The 25,479-nt window shown below is 43.4% G+C and carries 22 protein-coding genes, 1 other RNA gene and 2 pseudogenes; 11 read left to right on the forward strand and 14 right to left on the reverse strand.

From position 1 onward, the window contains the following. Nucleotides 1-32: 32 nt before the first annotated feature. The 3 genes from L5L91_RS06220 to L5L91_RS06230 form a co-directional block, all read right to left on the reverse strand. Nucleotides 33-731, reverse strand: a complete 699-nt coding sequence (locus tag L5L91_RS06220; RefSeq protein WP_263235916.1) for a 5-formyltetrahydrofolate cyclo-ligase — start codon at nucleotides 729-731, stop codon at nucleotides 33-35. Nucleotides 732-740: 9 nt separating this feature from the next. Beyond that, nucleotides 741-921, reverse strand: a non-coding RNA gene (gene ssrS / locus L5L91_RS06225) — 6S RNA. A 117-nt stretch (nucleotides 922-1,038) separates the two neighbouring features. After that, nucleotides 1,039-1,341 carry a cell division protein ZapA gene (locus tag L5L91_RS06230; RefSeq protein WP_105250206.1) on the reverse strand — a complete coding sequence of 101 codons (303 nt, stop codon included), beginning with the start codon at nucleotides 1,339-1,341 and terminating at the stop codon, nucleotides 1,039-1,041. Nucleotides 1,342-1,576: 235 nt separating this feature from the next. Here L5L91_RS06230 and L5L91_RS06235 point away from each other — a divergent pair, with 235 nt between their 5' ends. The 6 genes from L5L91_RS06235 to gcvP all read left to right on the forward strand — a co-directional run bounded on the left by L5L91_RS06235 (nucleotide 1,577) and on the right by gcvP (nucleotide 9,613). After that, a complete protein-coding gene (locus L5L91_RS06235; RefSeq protein WP_105252998.1) occupies nucleotides 1,577-2,152 on the forward strand; it encodes a UPF0149 family protein in 576 nt (191 codons plus the stop codon). Nucleotides 2,153-2,331: 179 nt separating this feature from the next. Further along, nucleotides 2,332-3,573: a 2-octaprenyl-6-methoxyphenyl hydroxylase gene (gene ubiH / locus L5L91_RS06240; protein WP_263235918.1), complete on the forward strand. Its 1,242-nt coding sequence runs from the start codon at nucleotides 2,332-2,334 to the stop codon at nucleotides 3,571-3,573. Between the two features lie 42 nt (nucleotides 3,574-3,615). After that, on the forward strand, nucleotides 3,616-4,839 hold the full coding sequence (locus L5L91_RS06245; RefSeq protein WP_263235920.1) for an FAD-dependent oxidoreductase: 1,224 nt from the start codon (nucleotides 3,616-3,618) through the stop codon (nucleotides 4,837-4,839). 253 nt (nucleotides 4,840-5,092) lie between these two features. Continuing rightward, nucleotides 5,093-6,187, forward strand: a complete 1,095-nt coding sequence (gene gcvT / locus L5L91_RS06250) for a glycine cleavage system aminomethyltransferase GcvT (RefSeq protein ID WP_263235922.1) — start codon at nucleotides 5,093-5,095, stop codon at nucleotides 6,185-6,187. A 25-nt stretch (nucleotides 6,188-6,212) separates the two neighbouring features. After that, a complete protein-coding gene (gene gcvH / locus L5L91_RS06255; RefSeq protein ID WP_011845766.1) occupies nucleotides 6,213-6,602 on the forward strand; it encodes a glycine cleavage system protein GcvH in 390 nt (129 codons plus the stop codon). Between the two features lie 122 nt (nucleotides 6,603-6,724). Then, entirely contained in the window at nucleotides 6,725-9,613 is a 2,889-nt protein-coding gene (gene gcvP, locus L5L91_RS06260) for an aminomethyl-transferring glycine dehydrogenase (protein ID WP_263235924.1), read from the forward strand. 393 nt (nucleotides 9,614-10,006) lie between these two features. On the opposite strand, the gene L5L91_RS06265 is transcribed toward gcvP, so the two are convergent. The 4 genes and pseudogenes from L5L91_RS06265 to L5L91_RS06280 form a co-directional block, all read right to left on the reverse strand. Then, on the reverse strand, nucleotides 10,007-10,429 hold the full coding sequence (locus L5L91_RS06265; RefSeq protein ID WP_263235926.1) for an immunity 26/phosphotriesterase HocA family protein: 423 nt from the start codon (nucleotides 10,427-10,429) through the stop codon (nucleotides 10,007-10,009). 271 nt (nucleotides 10,430-10,700) lie between these two features. Continuing rightward, entirely contained in the window at nucleotides 10,701-13,046 is a 2,346-nt protein-coding gene (locus L5L91_RS06270) for a helicase-related protein (protein ID WP_263139660.1), read from the reverse strand. After that, nucleotides 13,016-13,912 (reverse strand): DUF1837 domain-containing protein, encoded by an 897-nt coding sequence (locus L5L91_RS06275; RefSeq protein WP_263235927.1) that lies wholly within the window; start codon nucleotides 13,910-13,912, stop codon nucleotides 13,016-13,018. Before L5L91_RS06275 ends, L5L91_RS06270 begins: the two co-directional genes overlap by 31 nt. Nucleotides 13,913-14,028: 116 nt before the next feature. After that, nucleotides 14,029-14,904: pseudogene (locus L5L91_RS06280) on the reverse strand (nuclease-related domain-containing protein). Nucleotides 14,905-15,533: 629 nt separating this feature from the next. Between L5L91_RS06280 and L5L91_RS06285 the strand changes: the two are divergent. Beyond that, complete coding sequence (locus L5L91_RS06285) at nucleotides 15,534-16,853, forward strand: SGNH/GDSL hydrolase family protein (RefSeq protein ID WP_263222711.1); 1,320 nt, start codon at nucleotides 15,534-15,536, stop codon at nucleotides 16,851-16,853. A gap of 495 nt (nucleotides 16,854-17,348) precedes the next feature. Here the strand turns inward: L5L91_RS06285 and L5L91_RS06290 are convergent, their stop codons facing one another. After that, the gene (locus tag L5L91_RS06290) at nucleotides 17,349-17,909 is read right to left on the reverse strand and encodes a DUF2726 domain-containing protein (RefSeq protein WP_263161444.1); all 561 of its coding nucleotides are present in this window, start codon (nucleotides 17,907-17,909) and stop codon (nucleotides 17,349-17,351) included. A gap of 161 nt (nucleotides 17,910-18,070) precedes the next feature. Further along, nucleotides 18,071-18,151 (reverse strand): annotated as a pseudogene (locus tag L5L91_RS06295) (DUF3297 domain-containing protein); the annotation flags it as partial. 86 nt (nucleotides 18,152-18,237) lie between these two features. Between L5L91_RS06295 and L5L91_RS06300 the strand changes: the two are divergent. Then, nucleotides 18,238-19,053: a substrate-binding periplasmic protein gene (locus L5L91_RS06300; RefSeq protein WP_263235928.1), complete on the forward strand. Its 816-nt coding sequence runs from the start codon at nucleotides 18,238-18,240 to the stop codon at nucleotides 19,051-19,053. A gap of 158 nt (nucleotides 19,054-19,211) precedes the next feature. Here the strand turns inward: L5L91_RS06300 and L5L91_RS06305 are convergent, their stop codons facing one another. The 3 genes from L5L91_RS06305 to L5L91_RS06315 form a co-directional block, all read right to left on the reverse strand. Beyond that, entirely contained in the window at nucleotides 19,212-19,742 is a 531-nt protein-coding gene (locus L5L91_RS06305) for an SMI1/KNR4 family protein (protein WP_263146593.1), read from the reverse strand. A 386-nt stretch (nucleotides 19,743-20,128) separates the two neighbouring features. Continuing rightward, nucleotides 20,129-20,374 (reverse strand): DUF3297 family protein, encoded by a 246-nt coding sequence (locus L5L91_RS06310; RefSeq protein ID WP_006080205.1) that lies wholly within the window; start codon nucleotides 20,372-20,374, stop codon nucleotides 20,129-20,131. A gap of 249 nt (nucleotides 20,375-20,623) precedes the next feature. Beyond that, on the reverse strand, nucleotides 20,624-21,247 hold the full coding sequence (locus L5L91_RS06315; protein WP_212599698.1) for a short chain dehydrogenase: 624 nt from the start codon (nucleotides 21,245-21,247) through the stop codon (nucleotides 20,624-20,626). Nucleotides 21,248-21,346: 99 nt separating this feature from the next. On the opposite strand from L5L91_RS06315, the gene L5L91_RS06320 reads away from it, so the two are divergent. Both L5L91_RS06320 and L5L91_RS06325 read left to right on the forward strand, forming a co-directional pair. Beyond that, entirely contained in the window at nucleotides 21,347-22,234 is an 888-nt protein-coding gene (locus tag L5L91_RS06320) for a LysR family transcriptional regulator (RefSeq protein WP_212599699.1), read from the forward strand. Between the two features lie 166 nt (nucleotides 22,235-22,400). Next, nucleotides 22,401-22,817, forward strand: coding sequence for a ribosome recycling factor family protein (locus tag L5L91_RS06325; RefSeq protein ID WP_212599700.1), 417 nt, complete (start codon nucleotides 22,401-22,403; stop codon nucleotides 22,815-22,817). A gap of 37 nt (nucleotides 22,818-22,854) precedes the next feature. Here L5L91_RS06325 and L5L91_RS06330 read toward each other — a convergent pair whose 3' ends face one another. Then, nucleotides 22,855-23,034 carry a DUF6435 family protein gene (locus tag L5L91_RS06330; protein ID WP_263200092.1) on the reverse strand — a complete coding sequence of 60 codons (180 nt, stop codon included), beginning with the start codon at nucleotides 23,032-23,034 and terminating at the stop codon, nucleotides 22,855-22,857. 206 nt (nucleotides 23,035-23,240) lie between these two features. Further along, nucleotides 23,241-24,905: a methyl-accepting chemotaxis protein gene (locus tag L5L91_RS06335; protein WP_212599701.1), complete on the reverse strand. Its 1,665-nt coding sequence runs from the start codon at nucleotides 24,903-24,905 to the stop codon at nucleotides 23,241-23,243. Nucleotides 24,906-25,189: 284 nt separating this feature from the next. Here L5L91_RS06335 and L5L91_RS06340 point away from each other — a divergent pair, with 284 nt between their 5' ends. After that, the gene (locus L5L91_RS06340) at nucleotides 25,190-25,420 is read left to right on the forward strand and encodes a hypothetical protein (protein WP_263203955.1); all 231 of its coding nucleotides are present in this window, start codon (nucleotides 25,190-25,192) and stop codon (nucleotides 25,418-25,420) included. Nucleotides 25,421-25,479 lie beyond the last annotated feature (59 nt).

Raw genomic sequence — 25,479 nt, forward strand, 5'->3', positions numbered from 1 at the left:
GCTCTAGATTCTAGTTTCTAGATCCTTCTTTTTCAAAACGTCAGTACCCGACTTGGGGTGATGATAAATGGCAAAGGCACATCCCAATACTCGCAGGGTAAATTTGTCACTTGCTGACAGTCGTGGGCGTAACCCATAGGCAAAGGTTTACCTTTAAGCTGCCAGTTCGCCAGTGTCCTATCGTAATAGCCGCCGCCCATGCCCATACGATTTCCCATTAAATCAAAAGCCACTAATGGTGTGATAACCACATCTAACTCTGTCACTGGGATAATGGCGCGCACATCTAATTTAGGTTCTAAGATGCCGAATTGATTGGGTTGCATGGGGGTGTCTGCGGTGTAATGCAGGAATAATAATTGTCCGGCATTGAAGGGATGTAACCTAGGCAGATAGGTGTTTATGCCCATTTGCCACAGCGCAGCGATCAGCGGTGGCGTGGCGAGTTCGCCATCGTGGGTGAGATATAACGCCACATGTTGCGCTTTGTTGGCCTGCAATGCATCGAGCATTCGCTGGCAGGCGTTTAAACTTGCTTGGGTTTGTTCTATTTCGGAGAGAGATTTACGGGCGGTGCGAATGGCTTTGCGTAACAGATTGCGGCTTTCTTTTGTATGGAGTGCGATATTTGCCGCATAGCTTGCGACATCTACGGCATCAGCGACTTCTACGGCAAGGTGCGCCGTGTCGCTTTTGGCATTCAAATGAGAAAGTTTGGAAGATGTAGACATAGAATTAAGATGCTCCCCAGAATGCCGCTACCGGTGTAGCCCTTGAACCGTAGGTTCAAGGCGGGTAAATGATTACCTCCTAAGGCTTCTCGGTACAAGCCGAGCATGCACAATGTCAGTAAAGCATTCACCCTGAGATAAAAATTATCGGCACAGGGACATTACCAGTTGGCATGCATCCCAGGGAGCAAAACGGTATTGAATCGCTAAAGCATTGGTTTATGTTGATAATCCTGTTTAGCCATTCACTGTGCGTCAGTTGGTTTAACTCAATGAGTGTTAAATCACTAAGATGCACAGTTTAAATCTATTTAGTTGAACGCTCAACTAAGGCACTTTCGAGGGTCGACTGCAGCAAGCTGATCCTGTCGTCCATCTGTTGCATGTAGTGCTTATTTTTTTGCTTTTCTTGGAACAACTCGTGTCCAATATTCAGCGCCGCCATGATCGCAATTTCTTCACGGCTTAGGCTATTGGTTCGGGTTTTTAACGCACTGAGTTGTTGTTCAACTCCCAACGCTACCGTACGTAAGGCATCCTCTTGACCTTTCGGGCAAGCGATAGAGTAGGTGCGCCCAAGTAGGGTAATTTCAACAGCACTGTTACTCATGTCGCGGGTGATCCTTTCGTTAGCCTCTTAGGGCGGACTATATAGGGCTGATCTTAAAAGTGCAAGGTAAGCCGCAAATGGATTGGTCTTTGACGGTTTTGTTTGCTGTTTGTGTGAGCAGTTGGATAGTTTTTTATCAGGGCGTGGCCGATTTCGCCATTATTGGGATTCAGTATTGGTTCAAGTCTTTATCTCTGCTAGCATTGCTGCTGGAAAAATCTTATTGGGATCTGATATGGCAACCCCTCCTTCGTTACGTATCGACAGCTTAAAACTCGCCTTAGATGCGGCTGAAATCGGCCAGCATCCGGTAGAAGTTCACGGTGCTTTAGTCGGTTTAATCTGCGGTGGTGTAGAGCAAACTGGCGACACTTGGATCAAGCCTTTATTCGACCTGATGAACGATGGTCAACCTTTGCCAGCGCAGTTGCACCAATTAGTGTGTGATTTGTTTAACGATTCAGTGACGCGTTTAGTGGATTTTGAATTTGGTTTCATGCCGCTGTTGCCAGAAGAAGAAGAGCCGCTCAGCCAACGTGTTGAAGCCTTGTCCCTGTGGACCCAGAGTTTTTTGACTGGCATGGCGATTATTCAGCCGAAACTGAATCAAGCCTCGGCAGAAGTACGTGAAGTGATCAAAGACTTGGCGGAAATTGCCCAAGTGGAATTTGATGTTGCCGACGATGAAGAATCCGAAGCCGCTTACACTGAATTACTCGAGTTTGTCCGTATTGCAGCCATCATGTGTTACTCGGAGTTTGGTCCTGAGCTTCCCCATGGCGAGGCTGACGATACTGCGGTTGTGCATTAATTTACCGCAGTTGTTTAATGTTCAATAAGTTAACACAGTAGTGGCTTCATTAGATGTCAAAGGTGGGCAAACCTGCCTTTGAGTCCATAGCACTGGTGTTTTTGAGTGCATAGCATTGATGTTTACATCTTTTATGTTTACATGCCTTAGTGTTATGCCAAAGCTTGAATGAGATCCCCATGACGGCCACAAATCACATGGATACTTCAGTTCAACACGTCGACATCGCGATTGTAGGCGGTGCCATGGCGGGGGCGACCCTAGCGTTAGCTCTCGCGCGTCTTTCTTTATCCGCAGCTCGGCCACTTTCTATCGCCTTAATCGAAGCGCACCTTCCCGATAAGCAACACCCAGGGTTCGATGCCCGCTCTATTGCTATCGCCCACGGTTCTATTTTCGAATTATCCCGTTTAGGTTTATGGCAAAAGCTCGCCCATTTGGGCACGGCGATTGAAAATATCCATGTGTCGGATCGCGGTCACTTCGGCATGACAGAACTCAATGCGGCGCAGTTTCATTTAGATGCCTTAGGCCAAGTGGTTGAGCTTGAACGGGTTGGCCAAGTGCTGTTTAACGAGTTGAATAAGAGTAATGTCAAACTCTATTGCCCCGCCAAGCTTGCCCAAGTAGAAGCCGCCGTTGAAGGTCACACCTTAGTGCTCGATACGGGCGAGCGAATTCAAGCCAAACTTGTGGTCGCCGCAGATGGTTTGCAATCCAAAGTGCGCAGCAGTTTTAATTTGCCTGTGACCCAAGTGGCCTTTGAGCAAACGGCCATTATTGCCAATATTCAAACCGCCGATTTGCCAACCAATAGGCCTCACAAACATTGGGCCTATGAGCGCTTTACCCAAACGGGTCCCTTAGCGTTATTGCCTATGGCCGATATTCAAGGTCAACCTCGCTTATCTCTCGTGTGGGCGCTCGATGATGCTCGGGCTAAACAGATGCAAGACGCGCCTAAGGCCGAGTTTTTAGCGGCGCTGCAACAGGCCTTTGGTTATCGTGCGGGCACGTTTATTGATGTCAGCGCGCGCCATGCGTATCCGCTTAATTTGTCCTATATGCCAAGGCCAATTCATCACAGATGTGTGTTTATCGGCAATGCGGCGCAGACACTGCATCCGATTGCGGGGCAAGGGTTTAACTTAGGACTGCGGGATGTGGTGAGTTTGCTCGAGGTGATCCAAACGGCGCTCGCGCAGGGTGACGATATCGGCTCCGCCGCTGTGACCCATGCGTACCTTAATGCCCGCGAGCACGACAGAAACAGCACTATCCGCAATATCGAATTTTTAGTCCGTGGCTTTTCAAACCAATATTGGCCGATGTCGCTGGGGCGTAACTTAGGATTACGGCTCTTGTCTTGGTTTCCGCCACTGAAAACCCCCGTCGCTCAAAAGGCAATGGGCTGGAAATAACTCAGTAATTTACTGGTATCGCAACGCGAAAAGGATGTACCCATGTTAAGTTCACAAGCCTATGACATCGCCATTGTGGGTGGCGGCATAGTGGGACTCGCCACCGCGATTGGATTGGCGCAGGCCGATCTGAATGTTGTCGTTATCGATGCGGGCCACACTGAGGCCGTGAGCGGCGAGCCGCGTTTACGGGTGAGCGCCATCAATAAGGCGAGCCAGCGCTTGTTAGAAAACTTAGGGGCATGGAGTTATTTAGACACTTCCCGCGCCACGCCTTATCAAAAAATGGCGGTGTGGGATAAAGACGGTTTCGGTAAAATTGCCTTTGATGCCAACAGCATCAGCGAAACCAGTCTCGGCGCGATTATCGAAAACGATGCCATTAGCTTTGCCCTCGCCAAACGTGTCAGTGAGTTTGACAATATCACCCATATTCAAAACCAACGCATAGAGCGCATTGCTTTTGGTGAGCGCGAAGCTTGGTTGACCCTTGCCAATGGCGTCGATTCTGAAATAGAAAGTGTCAGTGCCGCACTTGTGATAGCCGCCGATGGCGCCAACTCTTGGGTGCGCGAGCAGTGCAAGATCCCGCTGACATTCTGGGATTACGGCCACCACGCAATCGTCGCAACTATTCGTACCGAAATGCCACACCTTGCCACCGCCCGCCAAGTGTTTTTGCAGGACGGCCCGCTAGCATTTTTACCTTTGTATGAAGACAATCTCTGCTCTATCGTTTGGTCGGTACCGCCCGAGCGCGCCACTGAATTATTGGCAATGGATAAAGTGCAATTCGAGCGCAACTTAACCGCGGCTTTCGACGGTCGTTTAGGGATTTGCAAGCTGGAAAGCGAGCGCCAAGCCTTTCCATTACGGATGCGCTACGCCCGCCATTTTGCCCGTCACCGTTTAGTATTAGCAGGCGATGCTGCCCATACTATTCATCCGCTGGCTGGCCAAGGGGTGAACCTCGGCTTTTTAGATGCGGCCAGCATTATCGAAGTGATCAGCGAATTACAGCAAGCGGGTAAAGATATCGGCGATTATGCGCAGCTGCGTGCACTTGAACGTTGGCGCAAAGCCGATGCAATGGAGATGATCGCAGCGATGGAGGGCTTTAAACGCCTATTCGAAGGTTCAAACCCAGTCAAAAAGGCGATTCGCGCTCTGGGATTAAATCTGGTTGATAATGTCGCTGGGCTGAAAACAGTGTTCATACAACAGGCCATGGGCAATAAGTCGGCACTACCTAAGTTGTGCCGTTAGCCTAGGTTGCGCTAATGTGATCAGAATTGCTGACAATATCAGCAATTTGGGTGCAAGCTGCGCAAATCTGGCCTTCGCATGTAAAAAAATTACATGTTGAAGATGAGAAAATCTAATGACAATGGCTTCGGATTAGAAAAATCTCCTGTATACAAATTTGTGACGCAAGGTATAATTTCGCCGCATTTTAGACCCTAGTATCTACACCCTACACTAGGCAGAGACCTGAAAAAGGCCGCAAAAAGGGATAACAATGGCTAACAAAACTATTCTGTTTAACAAGCACTTAGAATCAAACGCTAAGATGGTCGACTTCCACGGTTGGGATATGCCCCTCAACTATGGTTCACAAATCGAAGAACACAACGCTGTGCGTCAAGACGCGGGTATGTTCGACGTATCCCACATGACTGTGGTTGATGTGATAGGTAGCGACGCTGGTGCATTTCTACGTAAGTTGCTGGCGAACGATGTGGCTAGACTTAAAGTGCCAGGTAAAGCCTTATACAGCGGCATGTTAGATGACAATGCCGGTATCATCGACGACCTCATCACTTATTACCTCACTGACACTAACTACCGCGTGGTAGTGAACTCAGCGACCCGCGAAAAAGATCTCGCATGGATCGCCAAGCAATCCCAAGGTTTTGATGTCACTGTGACTGAGCGTCCTGAGCTGGCGATGATTGCCGTTCAAGGTCCTAACGCAAAAGCGAAGGCCGCTGCCGTGTTCAGTGCCGAGCAAAACGCCGCCATCGAAGGCATGAAACCTTTCTTCGGTAAGCAAGCTGGCTCACTGTTTATTGCGACTACGGGTTACACAGGCGAAGCGGGCTACGAAATTATCGTCCCAGAAGATGAAGCCCAAGCCTTGTGGCAAGCATTGTTAGATCAAGGGGTTAAACCTTGTGGTCTCGGTGCCCGTGACACGCTGCGTCTCGAAGCCGGTATGAATCTTTACGGCTTAGACATGGACGAAACCATCAACCCATTGGCCGCCAACATGGGCTGGACTATTGCATGGGAACCAAGCGACCGTGACTTCATCGGCCGTAAAGCCCTCGAAGCACTTCGCGATGCCGGAACCAGCAAACTTGTTGGTCTAGTGATGGAAGAAAAGGGCGTGTTACGCCATGATATGCCAGTATTTTTCACCGACTCAGCCGGTGTTGAGCACCAAGGCGTGATTACCAGCGGTACTTTCTCGCCAACATTGGGCTATTCTATTGCGATGGCGCGTGTTCCTAACTCGATTGGGGATACTGCGGAAGTCGAAATGCGTAAAAAACGTGTGGCTGTTAGAGTAGTAGCGCCAAACTTTGTGCGCAACGGTAAACAAGCATTTTAAAAAAACGGAACAAGGAACAAGAACAATGAGCAATATTCCGACAGAACTGAAATACGCCTCTTCACACGAATGGATCCGCAAGGAAGAAGACGGCAGCTACACAGTAGGTATCACTGAACACGCCCAAGAGCTGTTAGGTGACATGGTTTTCGTTGAACTCCCAGAAGTTGGCGACACTGTGACTGCGGGTGAAGACTGTGCTGTAGCTGAATCAGTAAAAGCGGCGTCTGACATTTATGCCCCCATTTCTGGCGAAGTGATTGCCGTGAACGAAGCGCTGGAAGATTCGCCAGAACTCGTTAACAGCAGTGCTTACGGCGAAGGCTGGTTCTTCCGCGTAATGCCTTCTGACGAATCAGAAGTCGACGCTCTGCTGGATGCTGAAGGCTACCAAGCTGTCATCGACGAAGAATAATCGTCGACGCTAACGAAGCCCTAAGGGGCTTCGTTTGTTTTAGCGCAAGATTGACATAACAACAGTCCGTTAATCAGTACCCTACAGTTCTGAATTTCGGCAAATCTGGAACAAGGTTTATCATGACCAAGCAAACCCTCACTCAGTTAGAACAGCACGATTTATTCCTACGTCGTCATATCGGCCCAGATAGCAGCCAACAGCAAGCCATGCTGAACTATGTTGGTGCTGAGTCTCTGGACGATCTGACCGCGCAAATTGTGCCTGAGTCGATCCGTTTAAGCCAAGACCTGAGCATTGGTGATTCCTGCGGCGAAGCCGAAGGCATTGCTTACATTCGTGGTTTAGCGAAACAAAACCAAGTATTTAAGAGCTATATCGGTATGGGTTACTACGGCACTCAAGTGCCAAACGTGATCCTGCGTAACGTATTTGAAAACCCAGGTTGGTACACGGCTTATACGCCATATCAGCCAGAAATCGCCCAAGGCCGTTTAGAAGCCATTCTAAACTTCCAACAAGTGTCGATGGACTTAACGGGTTTAGATTTGGCTTCTGCTTCTTTGTTAGATGAAGCAACTGCTGCTGCCGAAGCGATGGCGCTGGCAAAGCGCGTTTCTAAAGCGAAAAAAGCCAATATCTTCTTCGTTGCCGATGATGTGTTCCCGCAAACCTTAGACGTAGTGAAAACCCGCGCTGAGTGTTTTGGTTTTGAAGTGGTGGTTGGCCCTGCATCTGAGGCCGTTAACCATGAGCTGTTTGGTGCTTTGTTCCAATATACCAACCGTTTCGGTCAAATCACTGACTTCAGCGAATTATTCGCAACTCTGCGTGCGAAGAATGTGGTTGTGACTGTCGCCGCCGACATTATGTCCTTGGTATTACTGAAATCACCGGGCGCTATGGGCGCCGATGTGGTATTTGGTAGTGCGCAGCGTTTTGGCGTGCCAATGGGCTTTGGTGGTCCACACGCGGCCTTCTTCGTTGCCCGTGATGAGCACAAACGTTCTATGCCTGGCCGCATCATTGGTGTGTCAAAAGACGCCCGTGGTAACCGCGCACTGCGTATGGCAATGCAAACTCGTGAGCAACATATCCGTCGCGAAAAAGCCAACTCAAACATTTGTACTGCACAAATTCTGTTGGCGAATATGGCGTCTTTCTACGCCGTATTCCACGGCCCAGATGGCCTGAAAACTATTGCATCACGCATTCACCGTTTCGCCGATATTTTAGCTACAGGCTTAAAAGCGAAGGGCGTGAACTTAGTCAACAGCACTTGGTTTGATACTGTTAGCATCAAAGGCTTAGATGTTGCTGCCATCAATGCACGCGCACTGGCTGCTGAAATGAATCTACGTTTCGATGCCGATGGTATTGTGGGCGTGAGCTTAGACGAAACCACATTACGCACAGATATCGAAGCCCTGTTCGATGTGATCTTAGGTGCTGGCCATGGTTTAGATGTTGCCGCGTTAGACGCGCAAATAGTTAGCCAAGGTAGCCAATCGATTCCGGCGGCACTCGTGCGCCAAGATGCGATTTTAAGCCACCCAACCTTCAATCGCTATCAAAGCGAAACCGAGATGATGCGTTATATCAAACGTCTCGAAAGCAAAGACTTAGCTCTTAACTACTCAATGATTTCACTGGGCTCTTGCACCATGAAGTTAAACGCAGCGGTTGAAATGCTACCCGTAAGCTGGCCAGAATTTGCCAACATGCACCCATTCAGCCCACTGGATCAAGCTAAAGGCTTTACTCAGTTGATTGAAGAGTTGTCGACTTGGTTAGTGAACATTACAGGCTACGACGCTGTGTGCATCCAACCTAACTCTGGCGCTCAAGGTGAATACGCTGGCTTGTTAGCCATCAAGAAATACCATGAGTCACGTGGCGATGCGCACAGAAACATCTGTTTGATCCCGCAATCTGCCCACGGTACTAACCCTGCATCGGCGCAATTAGCCGGTATGCAAGTGGTGGTGACGGCGTGTGATAAGCAAGGTAACGTCGATTTAGAAGATCTGAAGACGAAAGCTGCCGAAGTGGCTGAAAACCTGTCTTGCATCATGATCACTTACCCATCGACCCACGGTGTGTATGAAGAATCTATCCGCGAAATCTGCAACATAGTGCATCAGCACGGCGGTCAAGTGTACTTAGACGGCGCCAACATGAACGCTCAGGTCGGCTTAACGTCTCCTGGTTTTATCGGTGCCGACGTATCACACCTTAACCTGCACAAAACCTTCGCGATTCCACACGGCGGTGGTGGTCCAGGTATGGGCCCAATCGGCGTGAAATCACACTTAGCCCCATTTGTTGCGGGTCACGTTGTGGTTAAACCGGGCCGCGTTAGCGACAACAATGGCGCCGTATCAGCCGCACCTTACGGTAGCGCAGGCATTCTGCCGATCAGCTGGATGTACATTAAGCTGCTTGGTTCAAATGGCCTGAAAAAGTCGACCCAAACTGCGCTGTTAAACGCTAACTACGTGATGAAGAAGCTGTCTGAACACTACCCAGTATTGTTCCGTGGCCGTAACGATCGCGTCGCGCACGAATGTATTATCGACCTGCGTCCACTGAAAGAAGCGTCAGGCGTGACTGAAATGGATATCGCTAAGCGTTTGAATGACTACGGTTTCCACGCGCCAACCATGAGCTTCCCTGTTGCGGGAACCCTGATGATTGAGCCTACGGAATCTGAGTCTAAGGTGGAACTCGATCGTTTCATCGACGCTATGGTGTCAATCCGCGCTGAAATCGCCAAAGTGGAATCGGGCGAATGGCCAGCGGACAACAACCCGCTGCACAACGCACCGCACACTATGGCCGATATCATGGACCCAGAGTTCGATACGCGTCCATACAGCCGCGAAGTGGCCGTGTTCCCAAGTGCAGCAGTGCGTACTAACAAGTTCTGGCCAACCGTGAATCGTATCGACGATGTCTATGGCGACCGCAACCTAATGTGTTCGTGTGCACCATTATCAGACTACGAGTAATAATTGCTGCTTAGGCTAGCTACTGCGGCGTTGAATCTCAGCTTTCGTGCTCATTGACAGGAGTCAACTCCGCGCGAAAGCTTTCAATCCGCCTTGCATTAGCTTCGCCAGCAACGCAATTATGGTGTAGTCGGCTTCAGCGAATTTGAAGCATAAAAAAAGCGACCGAAAGGTCGCTTTTTTGTTGCCTGCTGCAGGCTCTTATATTCGCTACACCAGTGACACGCCGCCCATAATGTAAACATTAGTCGTCCCTGTAGGCTCAACTAAAAGGCCTATGTTCTAAAAGGTCACTGATGCAACAATGCCTGTTCTGGTGTAACGGTTTAGTACAGAGTTATGCTTGTTCTGACATTTCCCAAATACGAGACGCTGGCGGATAAAACGGAGGTGTTACAGGCTTGCCAATAAGCGATTAACAAGCTCGAAACCATACACCTCCATTGAGGTATAGTTATTATACTCAGAGACAGGGATTCGTTTAATTTCTTCCTCTCCCTTATATAGCCCTCCTGCGTAATTAAAGATCCTTAACTCGTCTTTATCTTCGGTCAGGTCTGCATGTCCAATTATCTCCCAAGAACCATTTTTTACATTTTGATTTCCAGTAAATATAACTTTCATCTCTTTCCCCATATCCATGATAGGAAGAGGGCGAAGTATGTCATCACTTTTAAAAAATTTATTATCCTGTACAAATAGGACGCAGAAACCTATTACTTGCTTAAACTTCCCTTTTGGGGCAAAAACAATTTGGCAGATGGCAAATTTACCCTCTGTAGGAATAATAAAAATATCACCTTCTTGATATCTCATTTTCACAATCTTTTACCTCTTAGAATAGAAAGAGCACCACCCAGTATCTTATCACCCCAATCACAACTTTCTACTTTAGTTAAATTGTGTCACCGATCTTAAATCGTTAACGAGTAAATCGTGCCACCCACTTCAAATCGCGATTTATTTTCTAAGCAATTTTAGCCAGTGCAGACGTAGGCAAGCAAAAATTAGGTTATGTTATTGATTTATTATGGATGGCCATTATTTTATTTATTTACGGACTACGATTTAATTTAGAAGATTCATATTACTTGTTGAGTATTGATTCAATTTGTCGAAATTTTTCAAGTTCGAAAGCATCAAAGCGTTCAATCCCACCATTTTGTTCACCTCCTTCGTAATATTCAATTATTTTTGAGGGTACACCATAATCGCTAGCTAAACGCCCCTTGTCAGATGTGGCGTTATACTCAAGCTTAAGTAATAGTCTATCAATACCTGATACTTCATCAATTTTTACATTTTTTTTCGAAGCAAGAAAATATTTATACATCAAATTGAAAACACCAAGATATTTTACAAGTTGATATTTAAGAGTGCTAAATATAAACTCTGAAGACTCTCTGATAGCCTCATCAACGGTATAAGGGCGTTTACCATTTTTTGTTGGCTTGGTTTTGTTTTCTAGATTATATTGAACAGAACCTTGAAAACCACTTTCAAGATATGAACTAAGCATAAAAACAATGACGGAATATTGTTTTCCAATGTTAACCCCTTTGGAAATAGTTACCTTATGATCTATTAGTCGCTGAAGCTTATCGCTTTTTACCGTCGGTCTAAAGGTATTTAAGATTACTTGAAAGCCTTCAAAGTCAACATGCATATTACTATTGATAGTCTGAATTAATTTACGTATCGCTTGTAATTTTAATTGGGGTAGTTGGTAAATACTATCATAAACAGTTATTTTGTCGCTATGAGAAATAACCTTGTACATAGCCATTATCTCATTAGGTAGACCTCTTTTTTGTTGTTCTAAAAGTATATTATTTTTGTGCTCGATATCTGCCCTGCTGAGAAACGCATCATCTGTTATGAAATAATCAATTTCATTCTTTTCAACGTCTAGATCATAGTTTTTATGCTTGATTTCATCATCATTACCATCAATAATTTTTTTAAATTCTTTATCTAGAATTAATACTCTTCCACTAAAATGATGTAAAAAACGTCCAGCTCTTCCTGCAATGTTTTTTGCATCGAATGTTTTAAGTGGTTTATTACCCTTTCGAGCATTAGTAACAATTAGGTTTTTTGCAGATGTATTGACACCTTCCGTGATAGTTGTGGTTGAAACCAATAAATCTAGTTCCCCTTTATTAAAGAAGTTGATTATTTCTTTTTGGATATACTTAGGAACTAAACCATGATGTATACCTATTCGACTCTCTAAAGCTGAAATAATTATCCAGACACCATCGAATGAAAAAGCAGATTTCAAATGAAAAATAAAACTCATAAGTTCAGATGAAATATTTTTTGAATTTGATACGTTTTTTAGTATTAACTTTACATTACTTTCTGCTGTACCTGCACCTTTGGTGTAAACAATTGAGTTTTCGTTAATATTTAATATTTCTTGAAAAACCTTACTAACTTTTCTGCCAGAATTCTGGTGCCAACCTGTTAAGTCGATAGTTAACGTAGCATCAATCTCATTCACCTTGCCGTGAAGAACGTTGAAGCTTTTATTTACTATTTCATATTTGTTGTAATCAATTATTTGAAATTTATTGCTATTTAAAAAAGTGTTAAATGATTGGTTTACATTAGCATTTGATTTATCAGGGAATTCTATGTATGGTCCTACAAGCAAGACATCGGGTGTATTTATAAGTATATTTTGTAAAGTCACTCGGTATGCTGTATCTCTTTCATTTTCTTTATTGGCGGTATCGATAAGGTATTCATTGTCAATTTTATAAATTTCATCTACAAAAACAAAATCCATTTTAATTTTAGGATGTTTGTCAATAAATGATAAATATCTTTCTGGGGTGTAGATGAAAATGTTTTTTCCATTTTCATCTATTGTGTCGATATCACTGAGTGTATGAATTTTAAATTCATCGTAAAAATATGAATAGTTAGGATCGGTAAATATTTTTTGATAGTTTTCAGATAACAAAGCAATTGTAGGGAAAATTAGTGCAACATTTTTATATTGGAGTTTTTTTATGATTTCATATATCAAAAATGTTTTACCGAAAGAGGTGGTTGCTGACAAGAAATATCTATTCAATGATTTTTGTTTATACAGCTCTAAAACTTGCTTTTGATATTTATGAATTTTTATATTGTCATCGATATGAAGCGATGCTTCATAAATGAATGAAGACATAGTTTTTAAATCAATAACATCTAACTTTTCTTCGGTGAACTTATTAATTAACATGTCATAATAATGAGGGATGCCTGAAGCATTAGATATATACTTTAAAAACTGGAAGTCAGCAGATGAAAGTGGTGCTAACTTTATTAGGTCGAAGTAAGCACATACTTGCTTGATGAATTCATATTCAGGTAGTTCGCGCTTGTGAAAGTCATTTAAAGACTTTACTAAAGCAGAGGTTTTTTTAATTCTATCCATGAGATCACGTCCTGCTTAATTTTTTTAACTTCACTTAGTGGTAGTAAAATAAAAAATAATTCATAATTTATCGATAAATTGAATTTCTGTTTTGAATATTTATCATTAATAAATTTTACCGCTTTCTTTATTTGAATGTCATAATCGTTAGTCTTATCTGGGTAAACGAGTAATATTGGGTATGTCAATGAAATATTGTGTTTTGCAAGTTCTTTTGGGATGTTTATTTCAGGGTTGTCTTGCCAATCCGTGATAACTTTCTCTAGCTTAGAGCCTTTAATATTAAATTGTTCTAAGCGATCCTCGAGATTAATGACGTTAGATGATAAGTAATCATCAGAAATTACTTTATCCAATCCTTTTATAGCACTATGTACACAACTAGAGAGAGAGTCTCTGAATTTAACTTCTCCAAACCAAAGATGAATGCTATTACCACTATCAACTAAGTGATAAGAGTCATATCCCGCAGTTTCTTTTTTATCAACAGGGCTATAGAAATACCCCCTAGCGATAATGGGGTCGGCATAGTAGTAATGTGCTAAAAAGCAATAGAGTAAAACTTCACCAAAAAAACCATAAGAAATTTTAGTGGTGTCAGACGCATCTGGGTTGAAGCGTATTTTTGATTTCAATGCTCTAGCATACATTGATTTATAATCTTTATCGGTTAGATCAAATTGATTAAAAGAATATTCAATTACACTGTTATAAATTATTTCGGCTAAAGCAGTTTCGCACTCACAACTAAAGCAATCATCTTCAACATTGCTCAAGGACATGCCATCAATATCTAACAGTACATTAGGTAATGTATACTTATATATGAGTGTCTTTTTTATTAAATTTTTTAATGAATTTCTCAAGCTAATCCTTGTTTCGGCTTAATTAATATCAATAATTGGCAAAGTAAATTTTCCTAGATTCATCATTTCTTTGCCTCACTTTTGCTCATACATCTTTGTGCGACTTGATAAATAATCTATTCGACTTTCTGTTGACTGAGTGTTTGGCTTTTTATCTATGGAATTGTGCCGACTAGAAATTTGTGACTCAACTCTTTATTACAAATATGTGGGAACGGTGGTTTTGATTGACTCGTGACATACCAGCCGGGGAATACGAGTACTGGGGTGGCGGCGACAGATGTTCCTGTGGCTTTGGTTAACCATTGGCTGACCCACTTACTTTGACGTTCAGCCTGTTCTATCGGTTTGGTTTCAGTCCAGGAGGGGAAGTTTAAGCGCCCGTCTTTGTAAAATACTTGATAGCCTTTTTTACCAGAGACTGGGCCATTTCCATTGGTTTGGAGTAGGTCTTTGTTCCGTTTATGGCGGCCTTTGGTTTCAATGGCGAATACGCCATTTTTGCCTACGGCGAGATGGTCGATGTTAAAGCCGTCGGCTTGGACATCGTGAAACACTTGATAACCCAATGCTTGTAAGCCTATGAGCTCATTGGCTGTGGCGATTTCTGCTGTATGGCCGAGGCGTAATTTGGTGAGCTTTGAAAAGAGTTTCCAGGTTTTAATACCGAAGTAAATTACTCCTATTAAACCTGTTAAGGCGAACAACCAAGGGAATTTTCCGACTGTGATATGCGCTTGGATGCTGCTGGCGGCAAATGGAAGGCAAACAATCAATAGTCCCATCATCATGCAGCCGATTAAATCTAATTGCAGATCATGGATTTGCTCTTGTAAGCCATAGGCGGGGATACGGGTCAGTTGCTCACGATCAACGGGCAACTTGACGGTTGCATCGCGATGTTTGAGCAACACATACATCACACCCACTGTGACAAGAAGGCCAGACAGAAGTATCCCGTAGGATAAAAGAATGCTGCTGAAATCGGTCATTTACGTCCCTGAAGTAATGCGAGTCAATAGTTAACCCGATGACATAACCCGCTAATAAAATGTACTTATTATTTTGGAAAGTGGTGGCAGACTTGTCTGCTTAGAGTTTGGGCGCACATTGCTGATTTGCTTCTTCTTCCCTAAATGGCGTGCTCGATGATTGAGTTCGAGTTTGCCCTGCATTTTCCTGAGTGGTCACACTTTAACCCGCTCTATACGGTTTAATCAATGCGCTTTATCACAAAAACGTATTTTAAATAACAACTTGTATACAAGTTACTCTGGGGAAAAGATCTGATAGGCATCATTTGTCGCGTCGCGTTTTTAGATTCTGATATTTTTACTTACTAAACTTGCAGATTTACACAAGTGTTAAACAAGATTAAACACTTCATGTAAATAACTACCCGTAGTAAGGATATTTTATATTGCCTCATCGGACCAGTTTTAAGTGTCAACATACTAATTATAATATTTTTTTGAGTTTTTTATCATTATTCTCCCATACTTAATATTTATTCTGATATTGGCTGTGAAAAAACTTATTAGTCTGTTGAATGACTAGGTTTCTCAATTTTAACTTTATGGCCAATTTATATGTGTTGATTTTATTTTTGTTAAGGAAATGTATGAATAAGGCTTTATTATTTTTTTCATTAACCCTACCTTTTTCAGCTGCTTGGGCTGCTAATGAAACGTTTAAGGATGATATGGAGAGCCAAACTAGCATATTGGAAACGCTTAGATCTGCGGATATCGATGAGATAGATGATATAGATGAGACAGATGGTCCAGATAACCATTTGGAAGCTGGTCACAGTCATACTTATATTCGTTGTTGGTATAGATTAGATCAAACGCATAATAATCCTGCAACTGAACATAGATGGGCAAAGCAAAAGGACAGTGATGAATATTATTCTATTCAAGGCGCTTGGAGACATAAGCTTTCGGGTAAAAATATGTTTTATACAGAGACGTCACAAGATGAAATCATGCAACGGTGTGTCGATACATTAGGCGTTTCAAGCAACGAAGTCGCAGACATTACCTTCTTTGCTGCTAATGAAAAATTGTCATTTAATCAGACTATCTGGACGCAAGATAAGGCGGATCAAGGGAATAAAATTAACAAAATTATCGCATTTGGGGATAGTTTGTCTGATACGGGAAATCTATTTAATGGTTCTGAGTGGCGATTTCCAAATCCTAACTCTTGGTTTTTAGGTCATTTTTCTAATGGATTTGTATGGCCGGAATATTTAGCTAAATCGCAGAATATTCCTCTGTATAATTGGTCTGTTGGCGGGGCAGCAGGTATTGATGAATATAAGATTATTCCCGGTTTAGGTCATCAAATACAATCCTATTTTCATTATTTAAAAAAGGCTGAAAATTACCAGCCTGCAAATACGTTATTTACACTTGAAATTGGACTTAATGATTTTATGAATTATGATCGTGAGGTTAAAGATGTGAGTCAGAATTTAAGTGATGGGTTAAAACGTTTAGTTGATGAAGGCGGAGCTCTGCATATTATTTTATTCACGTTGCCCGATGCTACGCGCGCACCACAGTTCAAGTATTCTACTCAAGAAAACATTGTAAAAATAAAATCAAAAATTGAAGAGTTCAATGGTTTTATTAAACAGCAGGCTCTGTTGTATCAAGCAAAAGGTATAGATCTAGTGTTGTTTGATGCTCATTCTATCTTCGATGAAATTATTCAAAATCCTAAAGAGTATGGTTTTGTTAATGTCACAGATGCTTGCTTAGATATCAATAGAGATAGTAGTAAGGATTATTTGTTGTCACACAGCTTAACAAAAGATTGTGCCTACTATGGCTCTGATAAGTATCTGTTTTGGGGGATCACTCATCCAACGACTGCCGTGCATAAAGTTTTTGCGGATAAGATTATTGAAACAGGTTTTTTTAATCGTCATTAACAGGCGAATAGTCGGCGAGTAAGATATTTTGGTTAAATATATCTCTAAATAATCAATAATATGGAGGTAAGCCAGTCAAAGCTGCTTTACCTCCATGAGTAAATTGAGTCAGTTATAATTTAAGCCAGTAAAGCCACATCTTTTTGCATTTTTTAGCACCGCTTTTAAATTGCCCGAATAATGCTGATACTTTGAACTGTGGTGAAATCATGTTACTTGACGTGTTGCTCGCCGAGTAGAATGAGCTGCTAAGTAGTATTAGCTAGCTTATGCTTTGTTTTATTGAAGGAATTGCTCACAAGGCCAATCGTTAAGACAAGTATTAAAGGTGCGTTTGGGGAAGGCCGCTTTAAATCTCAAGCGCTGTTAGACGAGTAAGCGCTGCCCGCTTACATGATGTACATGAATTCAAAAAGCAGCATAAGGGTAAAAAATCGAGTCAAGCTTAACATCCTCAAACTCAGGATGTGTAGTGTTCATGGATTTAGTTTATGTTTAGTCCGCGGTCAGTATGATTGGCGACTCTTCAGCTGCGTGAGTTTTTGCTGGTAAGGCTGCATGTATAGTGCTGCGAATAAGCTCTAGCTGATAGCTGCGTTTGGCATTGAAGCGGATTAATGGCAGTTTGGCGCTTTCGCAGGCTTGCTCGATGAGGAGGTCGCGTTGCTGATTACGTGTTTGCTTATGGCTTTTATCGTCGAGTTCGATGGCGGCGATAACTTCAAGTGTATTTTTGTCGCAGAGTAAGTAATCGAAGTGCTTGGCTGAAATTCTATTAAAGGCAATTTGCCAGTGTTTGCGGTTCATGCCTTTTTCTGGGGTGATAACGTCGGCGATACGTACTTTGCCCAAAACTCGGAATTGTTCGCCTACAGCTTGATCTAATATCCCGAGAAAGGAGCGTTCAGCACTGGAAAATAGGGCGTCTTGTTTACGGTAGCGATAGTTATTATCTGAAGATGGGATAAGCAGATTAGTGAAAATGCGTAAGAGTAGCGGCACGAAAATGATAATCGCCAAACCCAGCCCGATAAGTATTAATTGATTCGAATTCATCATTACATCCTTGTTTAGTATTGTCATTGTAACTTGTTAAGTACATATCCGTTAGCTGCTAGTACTTTTATGCCAAAAATAATGAGTCTCTGAGTGTAGTGATCACATCTTGTTAGCCACTACATCAACAGTCGTACCGATATTATCAGTACGCATACATCTTAACGATAAAATGCTTCAACTGTGCCTTTTACTGCGAGTAAAAGAGGTTGGCCACGACGGTCTAAGGATTCATTATGGATGGCCATTTATTTTAATGTTTTATGCACTTTAGTTTTCGATTTTTTGAGTTATGCTAAATGCAGCATATAAATTTGCGGGTATCTCTATGTATTTTAAAAGTATCTTTGTTTCGTTGCCTTCTGTTTACGCAATTTTGTGTGTGCTTGGTTGTGGTTTTTTCGCGGGCATCATTGTCGCCGCTGAGGTGCAATCGGCTACTTTTTCTAACGTGTTGCGTGCCGATTTTCGGCATCGTCCTCCTGAGATGGTGCTTGATGAGCGAACTAATACTATGACGAGTCCGTTAAAGGATATTCTTGAGGAAGCGGCGGCTAAGGTCGGTTATCGCGTCGAATGGAGCGCTCGTCCTTTTGCACGCAGCATTCATGAGTTGCGGGTAGGCACGGTCGACATTGTGCCGCGCACGATACGAGACGAAGAGCGAGAGGCATTTGTACGGTTTCTTGGTCCTATCGGCACTCAGACTCGCGATATTTTGTTTCTCGTAAAAGCCGGCGAGGAAGGACGGATTAAGTCCTATGAGGATTTGTATCAGGTTACTGTAGGGGTTAAACGGGGCACAGTTTATTTTGAGCGTTTTAATACGGATCCCGCGCTACGTAAAATTGAGTCTACCGATGATGAAAACATGGCTCGCATGTTTATCATGGGGCGTTTCGACACTATGGTGGTGCTCGATCGTGCCGCCATTGAGAATGCCTTCAAGCAGCTCGGTTACGATCGTTTTAGCTATGCCGATTACCGTCAGTCAAATCGGATCGAACATTATTTTGGTATGTCCCGTAACTCTACCCATGCTGCTATTTTCGATGAACTTAATCGGGCGCTGCTTGATATGGCTGCATCGGGCCGTGTAAAACAGATTTACCAAGCTTATGGTTTAGCCGCAGAAGTAGAATAGGCAAATAAAAACGGCCAATATTAATTGGCCGTTGTTATGATCCAGCTCTTTGCGCTAAAGCTTAACGATAAAAGGCTTCAACTGTGCCTTTTACTGCGAGTAGCAGTGGTTGGCCGTGGCGGTCCATGATTTATTGCGGATGACCATTTATTTTTTGTTTAAATTTTTTCAAAGGTAACATTTTTAGGAGGGAAACTATTAGGTAATGATCCTGATCTTATTTTTCTTAACAATAAACCAGTCAATAGAGAGGTTATATTTTCATCAAAATATTCTACATCTGGCGATCTAGATGCGATTATTGCAGTGCCCCATGTCTCACTGTCTTTCAGATCGGAAACAACCCAAAATATGCAATCACCATTATCCGTTACGCCTATTGGTAAAAGGCCATTAATTTCTGGATAGAGGTTATATTTAAAATACTCTGGGTCTTCATTATTAAGGTAATTGAAATCCTCAATGATTGATTTCTTCTGCTCAAAAAAATCAAGGTCACAATTCGTAGTAAATGGATTGAATATCGCTATAAAATCGGCAATTCTTCCTGTGCCATAACGATTAATAAACGCAATGTAATCCCTGGGAAAACTAAGACCTTCATCTATAGAAGGCCAAACGTTACCAATCCCAGATTCATTAGGGAAGTTAGGGGGAGTTAAAATGCTATTTAATACAGATAGGGTCATGATCTACATTCCACGAGGATTAAGAAGAGCAATGCTTTCAAAGAAACCATCACTATCTTGAGCATTTACTGTTATACCTGCCGATATTCTGGAAGGACCTTTATATATTGGAGTTACCGAGACATCAACTATTTCTCCTCTCTCTAACGCTTTTCTCTAGCGAATCCCCAGATAAACTTGATGATATTCAAATAAGTAGGCATGCATAATGCTATTTGATTTAATCCATTTCGCCAAAAAACGACTAGATAGCTGTTCCGAATAGTCGTTCACTGCACTGGTGCAGTTTCAGCAAGTAGTATTGAATTAGTATCATTTGCTGCTGGGCAAACAAAAACGGCCAATTAGATTGGCCGTTGTTATGATCCTGCTCTTTGCGCTAAAGCTTAACGATAAAAGGCTTCAACTGTGCCTTTTACTGTGAGCAAAAGAGGTTGGCCGCGACGGTCTAAGGATTTGCTTGGCACTTTTACCCAACCTTCACTGATGCAATATTCTTCGACATCAAAACGCTCTTTGCCGTTGAGCTTAATACCGATATCGTGCTCGAAAATTTCTGCTACATGGTGTGGGCTGCGTGGGTTAACGGAAAGGCGATCCGGTAAAGCAGGTAATGATGTTGTGTCGGTCATGGTCGTGATCTGTCGTTGTCTATAGTGAAAAAGCGTGCGCTATTGTAGGCAATCCCAGCGCAACGCTCAAGACTTTAACTGTGACTGATTGCGCGCCTTGCGTTACAAAGTTAGGTTGTCCTGTTAGGACACTGCTGTTAGGACACTGCTGTTAGGACACTGCTGTTAGGACACTGCTGTTAGGACACTGCTGTTAGGACACTGCTGTTAGGACACTGCTGTTAGGGCACTGCTGTTAGGGCACAGCTGTTAGGACACTGTGCCGCAGCTGGAAAAGGCTTTCAGCACTCGGCCGTTTTCTCTGCCCATGACTGAGCGCAAATAAACCTTGGCTAATATGTCGGCATTGATTGCACTAAAACCGGGAAAATAGTCCTGATAGCTCGCTAATGACTCGCTTAATACCGTTGGGCTGACAATGTTTATCCGCTGCTGCGCAGGTAATTCACCCGCGACGGCGGTAACAAAATGCTCAAGTGCGCCATTGATTGTGGCGGCACTGATGCCATCTTTTACTGGGACATCGGCAATAATGCCACTGGTCAGTGTAAAACTGCCCCCAGCGTTGAGGTATTGGCTACCTATTTGCACTAACTGTATTTGCCCCAATAACTTACTTTGGAGCCCTGTATACCAGTCTGCTTGAGTCATAGCGTTAAAGGGTTTAAACACGACATCACCCATGGCCGAAATCATTGCATCGACTTTACCGATTTTTTCTAGCCCTTGATGAAGTGAATGTTCATCCCGAATGTCTATCAGGACATCCCCCGTTGTTCGCCCTACCTGAATAACTTCATGCTGAGTTGAATGAAATAAGCGGACTATGGCTTGTCCGATTGTGCCTGATGCACCCACTACGACTATTTTCATGACATGCTCCTAAATTGAATACGAATTGAGGATAATCTGGTTAATTAAATAGAAAAAGCGCATATAATCACCACATTGTTTCGTTAATAGGCTTAATTGATGAATCTCACTCATCTGCAGTCATTTATGCTGGTTGCCAAAATGCACAGTTTTAGCGCTGCGTCTGAACAACTCGGCGCATCTAAAGGCTTAGTGTCGCGCCATGTTAAATCCCTTGAAGATGAAATGGGTTGTCAATTACTCCACCGAACCACGCGGCGAGTATCTATGACCGAAGCAGGGCAAGCATTATATGGTAAAGCCTGCGAAATCGAGAGGCTGGCCAATGAAGCTGGACGTTTAGTGCAGGATTTAACGCAGGACTCCTGTGGGACTTTAAAATTCACCGCTCCAACGGAACTGGGCAAAAAATTGCTGAGTCCTATGCTGCTTCAGTTTATTGCTTCGTATCCTCAAGTGAAACTCGAACTGTGTTTTGAGCAGAGTATTCAAGATGTTGAGTTCGGTAATTTTGATCTCGCCTTAAGAACAAGCATTGCGCACAGCGATAATCTGATCGCCAGATATCTTGGCAGAATTCGCCATGTCTTAGTGGTTTCGCCCGCGCATCCCGCAGCCGCAGAAGTTCGTCACCCTGATGATTTACGCCATTATCGTCTATTGTCTTCGGGCGAAACTCAGTGGGTGTTTGAACCGCTCACAGGGGACAGTCTCACGCTCACTTTTGAGCCTGCACTGTGCAGTTCAAACTATGCCACTACACATCTTCTTACTTTGAGTGGTACAGGTATCGCTAGCCTGCCTTATTATTTGGTAGAGGAGGATATCGTTCAGCACAAACTCACTTTGCTCGTTCCCCAATGGCAATGCTATCCACATGAGTTGTATATGGTTTATGCCAAGCAGAGCCATTACCCAAAGAAGCTGCGCGATTTACAACATAAGCTACAAACTTGGTGCGAAACTCACTCAAAATATGTGGGTTAATGAGTAAAAGCATAATCGCATCAAATCTTATCCGGCAGAGGGTGGAGCTTTTAGAATAAAGTGAGGCAGAGTACACTGCCGCGCATTGAATTTTTGTATTTGAATGTAAAGTCGAGCAGGCTTTTACCCATGCAGGCATAAAAAGAGCGGCGATTAACCAAGCGTTATGAACGACGACATTAGTATCTCGCTGCCCTCGCTGATTCATCGAATTGGACGGGAGGCGGTTAAACAAGCTCAAGTGATTGCAACCCAATATGATTGCGAGCTTAAGCGTGTGCGGCGTTCAAGGAATTGGTGCATTGTTGGCGCGGCGATCAAGATCCAATCCTGCTGTGCGCATTTACAAAGTGAGCCATTGCTGGCGCAGCAGTTAACAGCTAAAGATGGCCAGTTTGGTTATCTTATCAAAAAGTTGGAGTCAGCCTTGCTGCAACATGCGGACAAACTTGAACCATTAGACGCTAAGCTGATTCGGCTTATCACAGACAACCCTGCGATTACCTTAGGTGAGTTGATGCAATTGACCCAATGCACAGTCACAGAGGCCAGATTGGCACGTTTTCAAGCCGACTCTTGGTAGTTTGCTTGTTTCGCGTTCTCGCTCTCGCTATGCGCCTCTATTGCTGGGCTGCTTTTTCTAACACTTTTATTTGATTTTCAATTTGCTCGGCTTCAGCGGTCAGCAGTGAGTAGGATCTAATATCGCCTTTTCTCTGGGCATGCATAGCTTGTTCAAGCTTGGCGTTATATTGCTGAGTTAATTTTTTTAAGGGATTTTTCTTAAATATTGAGAACATGGTCATTTCTATTGGATTGGGTATTTGGACTTATATACGTAGGCAATGGGATTTAAGTTTTACTTTTTGAAATTAAAAATCCCACGATCCCACAATCCTTCAATTCCACTGCCATCGGTCTCAGCAAGGCTGAGACCTTATCTTACATTTGCAGCAAACTAATGGGTTGCTATGTCTTATCTAGCTTGCAACCCATTGAAAATATTTTAAATCTTAAACTGACCGACGAGCTTACCTAAGTTAATACCTTCCTGCGACACGGTTTGGCTGACTCTGGCAGCATCTTCGCTGGAATGGAGTAACTCATTCACTATCTCTTGGATGGCGAACACATTACGGTTGATTTCTTCGGTCACAGAGCTTTGTTCCGTGGCAGCAGTCGCAATTTGGGTGCTCATGTCGTTAATTGCCGTGACCGCCGATGTCACTGAGCCTAGGCTTTCAGAAATTGCACGAGATGAGTCTACCGAGCGCACGCAGCTTTGCTGACTTTCTTCCATCGTTTTTACTGCCAGTGCGACAAGCTTGTGCAGTTCAGTTAGCATCTCATTGATTTCCAAAGTGCTTGATTGCGTTCTGCTCGCTAAGTTACGCACTTCATCGGCCACCACGGCAAAGCCTCGGCCCTGTTCTCCGGCGCGGGCCGCTTCGATGGCGGCATTTAATGCTAATAGGTTAGTTTGCTCAGCAATACCGCCAATCACTGATAGCACGTTGTTGATTTTTTTAGACTGTTCGCTCAAGGATTGAATACTGCCCGCCGCATTGTTTATTTGCGCCATGAGTGCCGAAATTTCTTCTAAAGAAGCATCGACGCAGCGCTGGGCATTGGCTACATCGCCAGTGGCAGCATGGGTCGCTTCGGCCACTTGCGTGGTATTTTGCGCTACTTCGCTGGCGGTAGCTGACATTTCAGTAATAGCGGTAACCACTTGATCGGTTTCATTGTTATGGCTGATGAGTTGGCTCGACATGACTTTGGTTTGATCGTGAATCGCGTTGGCGGCGGTTTTAACTTTAGCCGTCGCGTTTGCCACATCGCCTATGATGGTTTGGAGTTTATCGACAAATAGGTTAAAGGATTGACCTAGTTGTGCAATTTCATCTTCACCTTTCACAATAAGACGTTTGGTTAAATCGCCTTCGCCTTTAGCGATATCGTTTAAGTTATTCGCCATATTTTTAATTGGCGCGACCATACGTTGGGCAGTGATCAGAATAACAGCGACAGTAATCGCGGCGAGTAACAGCGCAATTAACAGAATGGCATAGGATTTTTCGATCATCTGCTCAGTGACCGTCGCACGATAATCCTCAACGACAGTGTCGATATCATCGATATAGACTCCCGTGCCTAGCATCCAGTCAGTGCCAGGGATCATCATGGAGTAACCGATTTTTTCAATTTGCTCATTGGTATTGGGTTTTTGAAAGTAGAACGAGAAGTTACCGTCCCCTTTTTTAGCGGCATCGAGTAAACCGACAATGATTTTAGTGCCGCGGGGATCTGTCATATCAATTTTATTTTGCCCTTCGAGGTTGGGCATGACGGCATGGAACAGGTTTTTACCTTGGGAGTCGTAAATAAAGAAGTAACCAGAACTGCCAAAACGGATATCACGTAGCGCTTGGTTTACATTGCCATTTTCTTTTAAAGACAACTGATACTGCACTATTCCTGCGGCAATTTCGGTGGCTTCTTTTATTTGTGTTTTACGTTCACCGATGAGCTTAGTTCTAAAGGTCGTCACTTCATCTGCAAGGGCGTCTTTTTCGACATAGTAAGAAACGGTCATGAGTACGAACAAAGTAAAAATTAAAGGGAATAACGACAACAGCAGTAATTTATTACGTAGGCTGAAATTAGACATGCTTGACGACTCCATGATGAACATCTCTTTTATTGCAGGGCAGTATAGCTAATTTCCCGCATTCTTAAGTGCTTAAGTTAACAAAAATGTAATGGAAATCGATAAAATGCGCGCTGTTGATTGATTCCAAAATCGTTAACTATGCTGTGAATCTAGGCCTTTCTTTTGATCTTTATCAACATTATATGGGCCCAATGAGTTCACTATATTAGCTAAAATTGATGCAAAATTAGCTAGAGCTGGTGCAGCCGGTGCAGATAGTGGCAAATAGTAAGGGCAGGGTTGTGACAAATGAAAAGTTGATCCTAACGCTGAAAATCTGCATTAGTGTGGGTATTTGTCTTATTGCGCTGGGGATTTATCTGCATAACTTTAATGACACCGTTGAAGCGATGGGTGTGCAAGGGATTATTCTCAGTGCCATGTGTGTTGCCTTTGGCATGGCCTTGTCATTACCGACTAAGATGTATTTAACCTTCCTGTTGGTTAAGCGCGAAACTGAAAAACATCCATAATGTGTTTTTGCACAGAGTGTTACTCTGCGACTCATTGGTTTCCTCGCCTTCTTGATACT

It is taken from the genome of Shewanella sp. SM55 (assembly GCF_025654025.1).
GTDB classification, from domain to species: domain Bacteria; phylum Pseudomonadota; class Gammaproteobacteria; order Enterobacterales; family Shewanellaceae; genus Shewanella; species Shewanella oncorhynchi.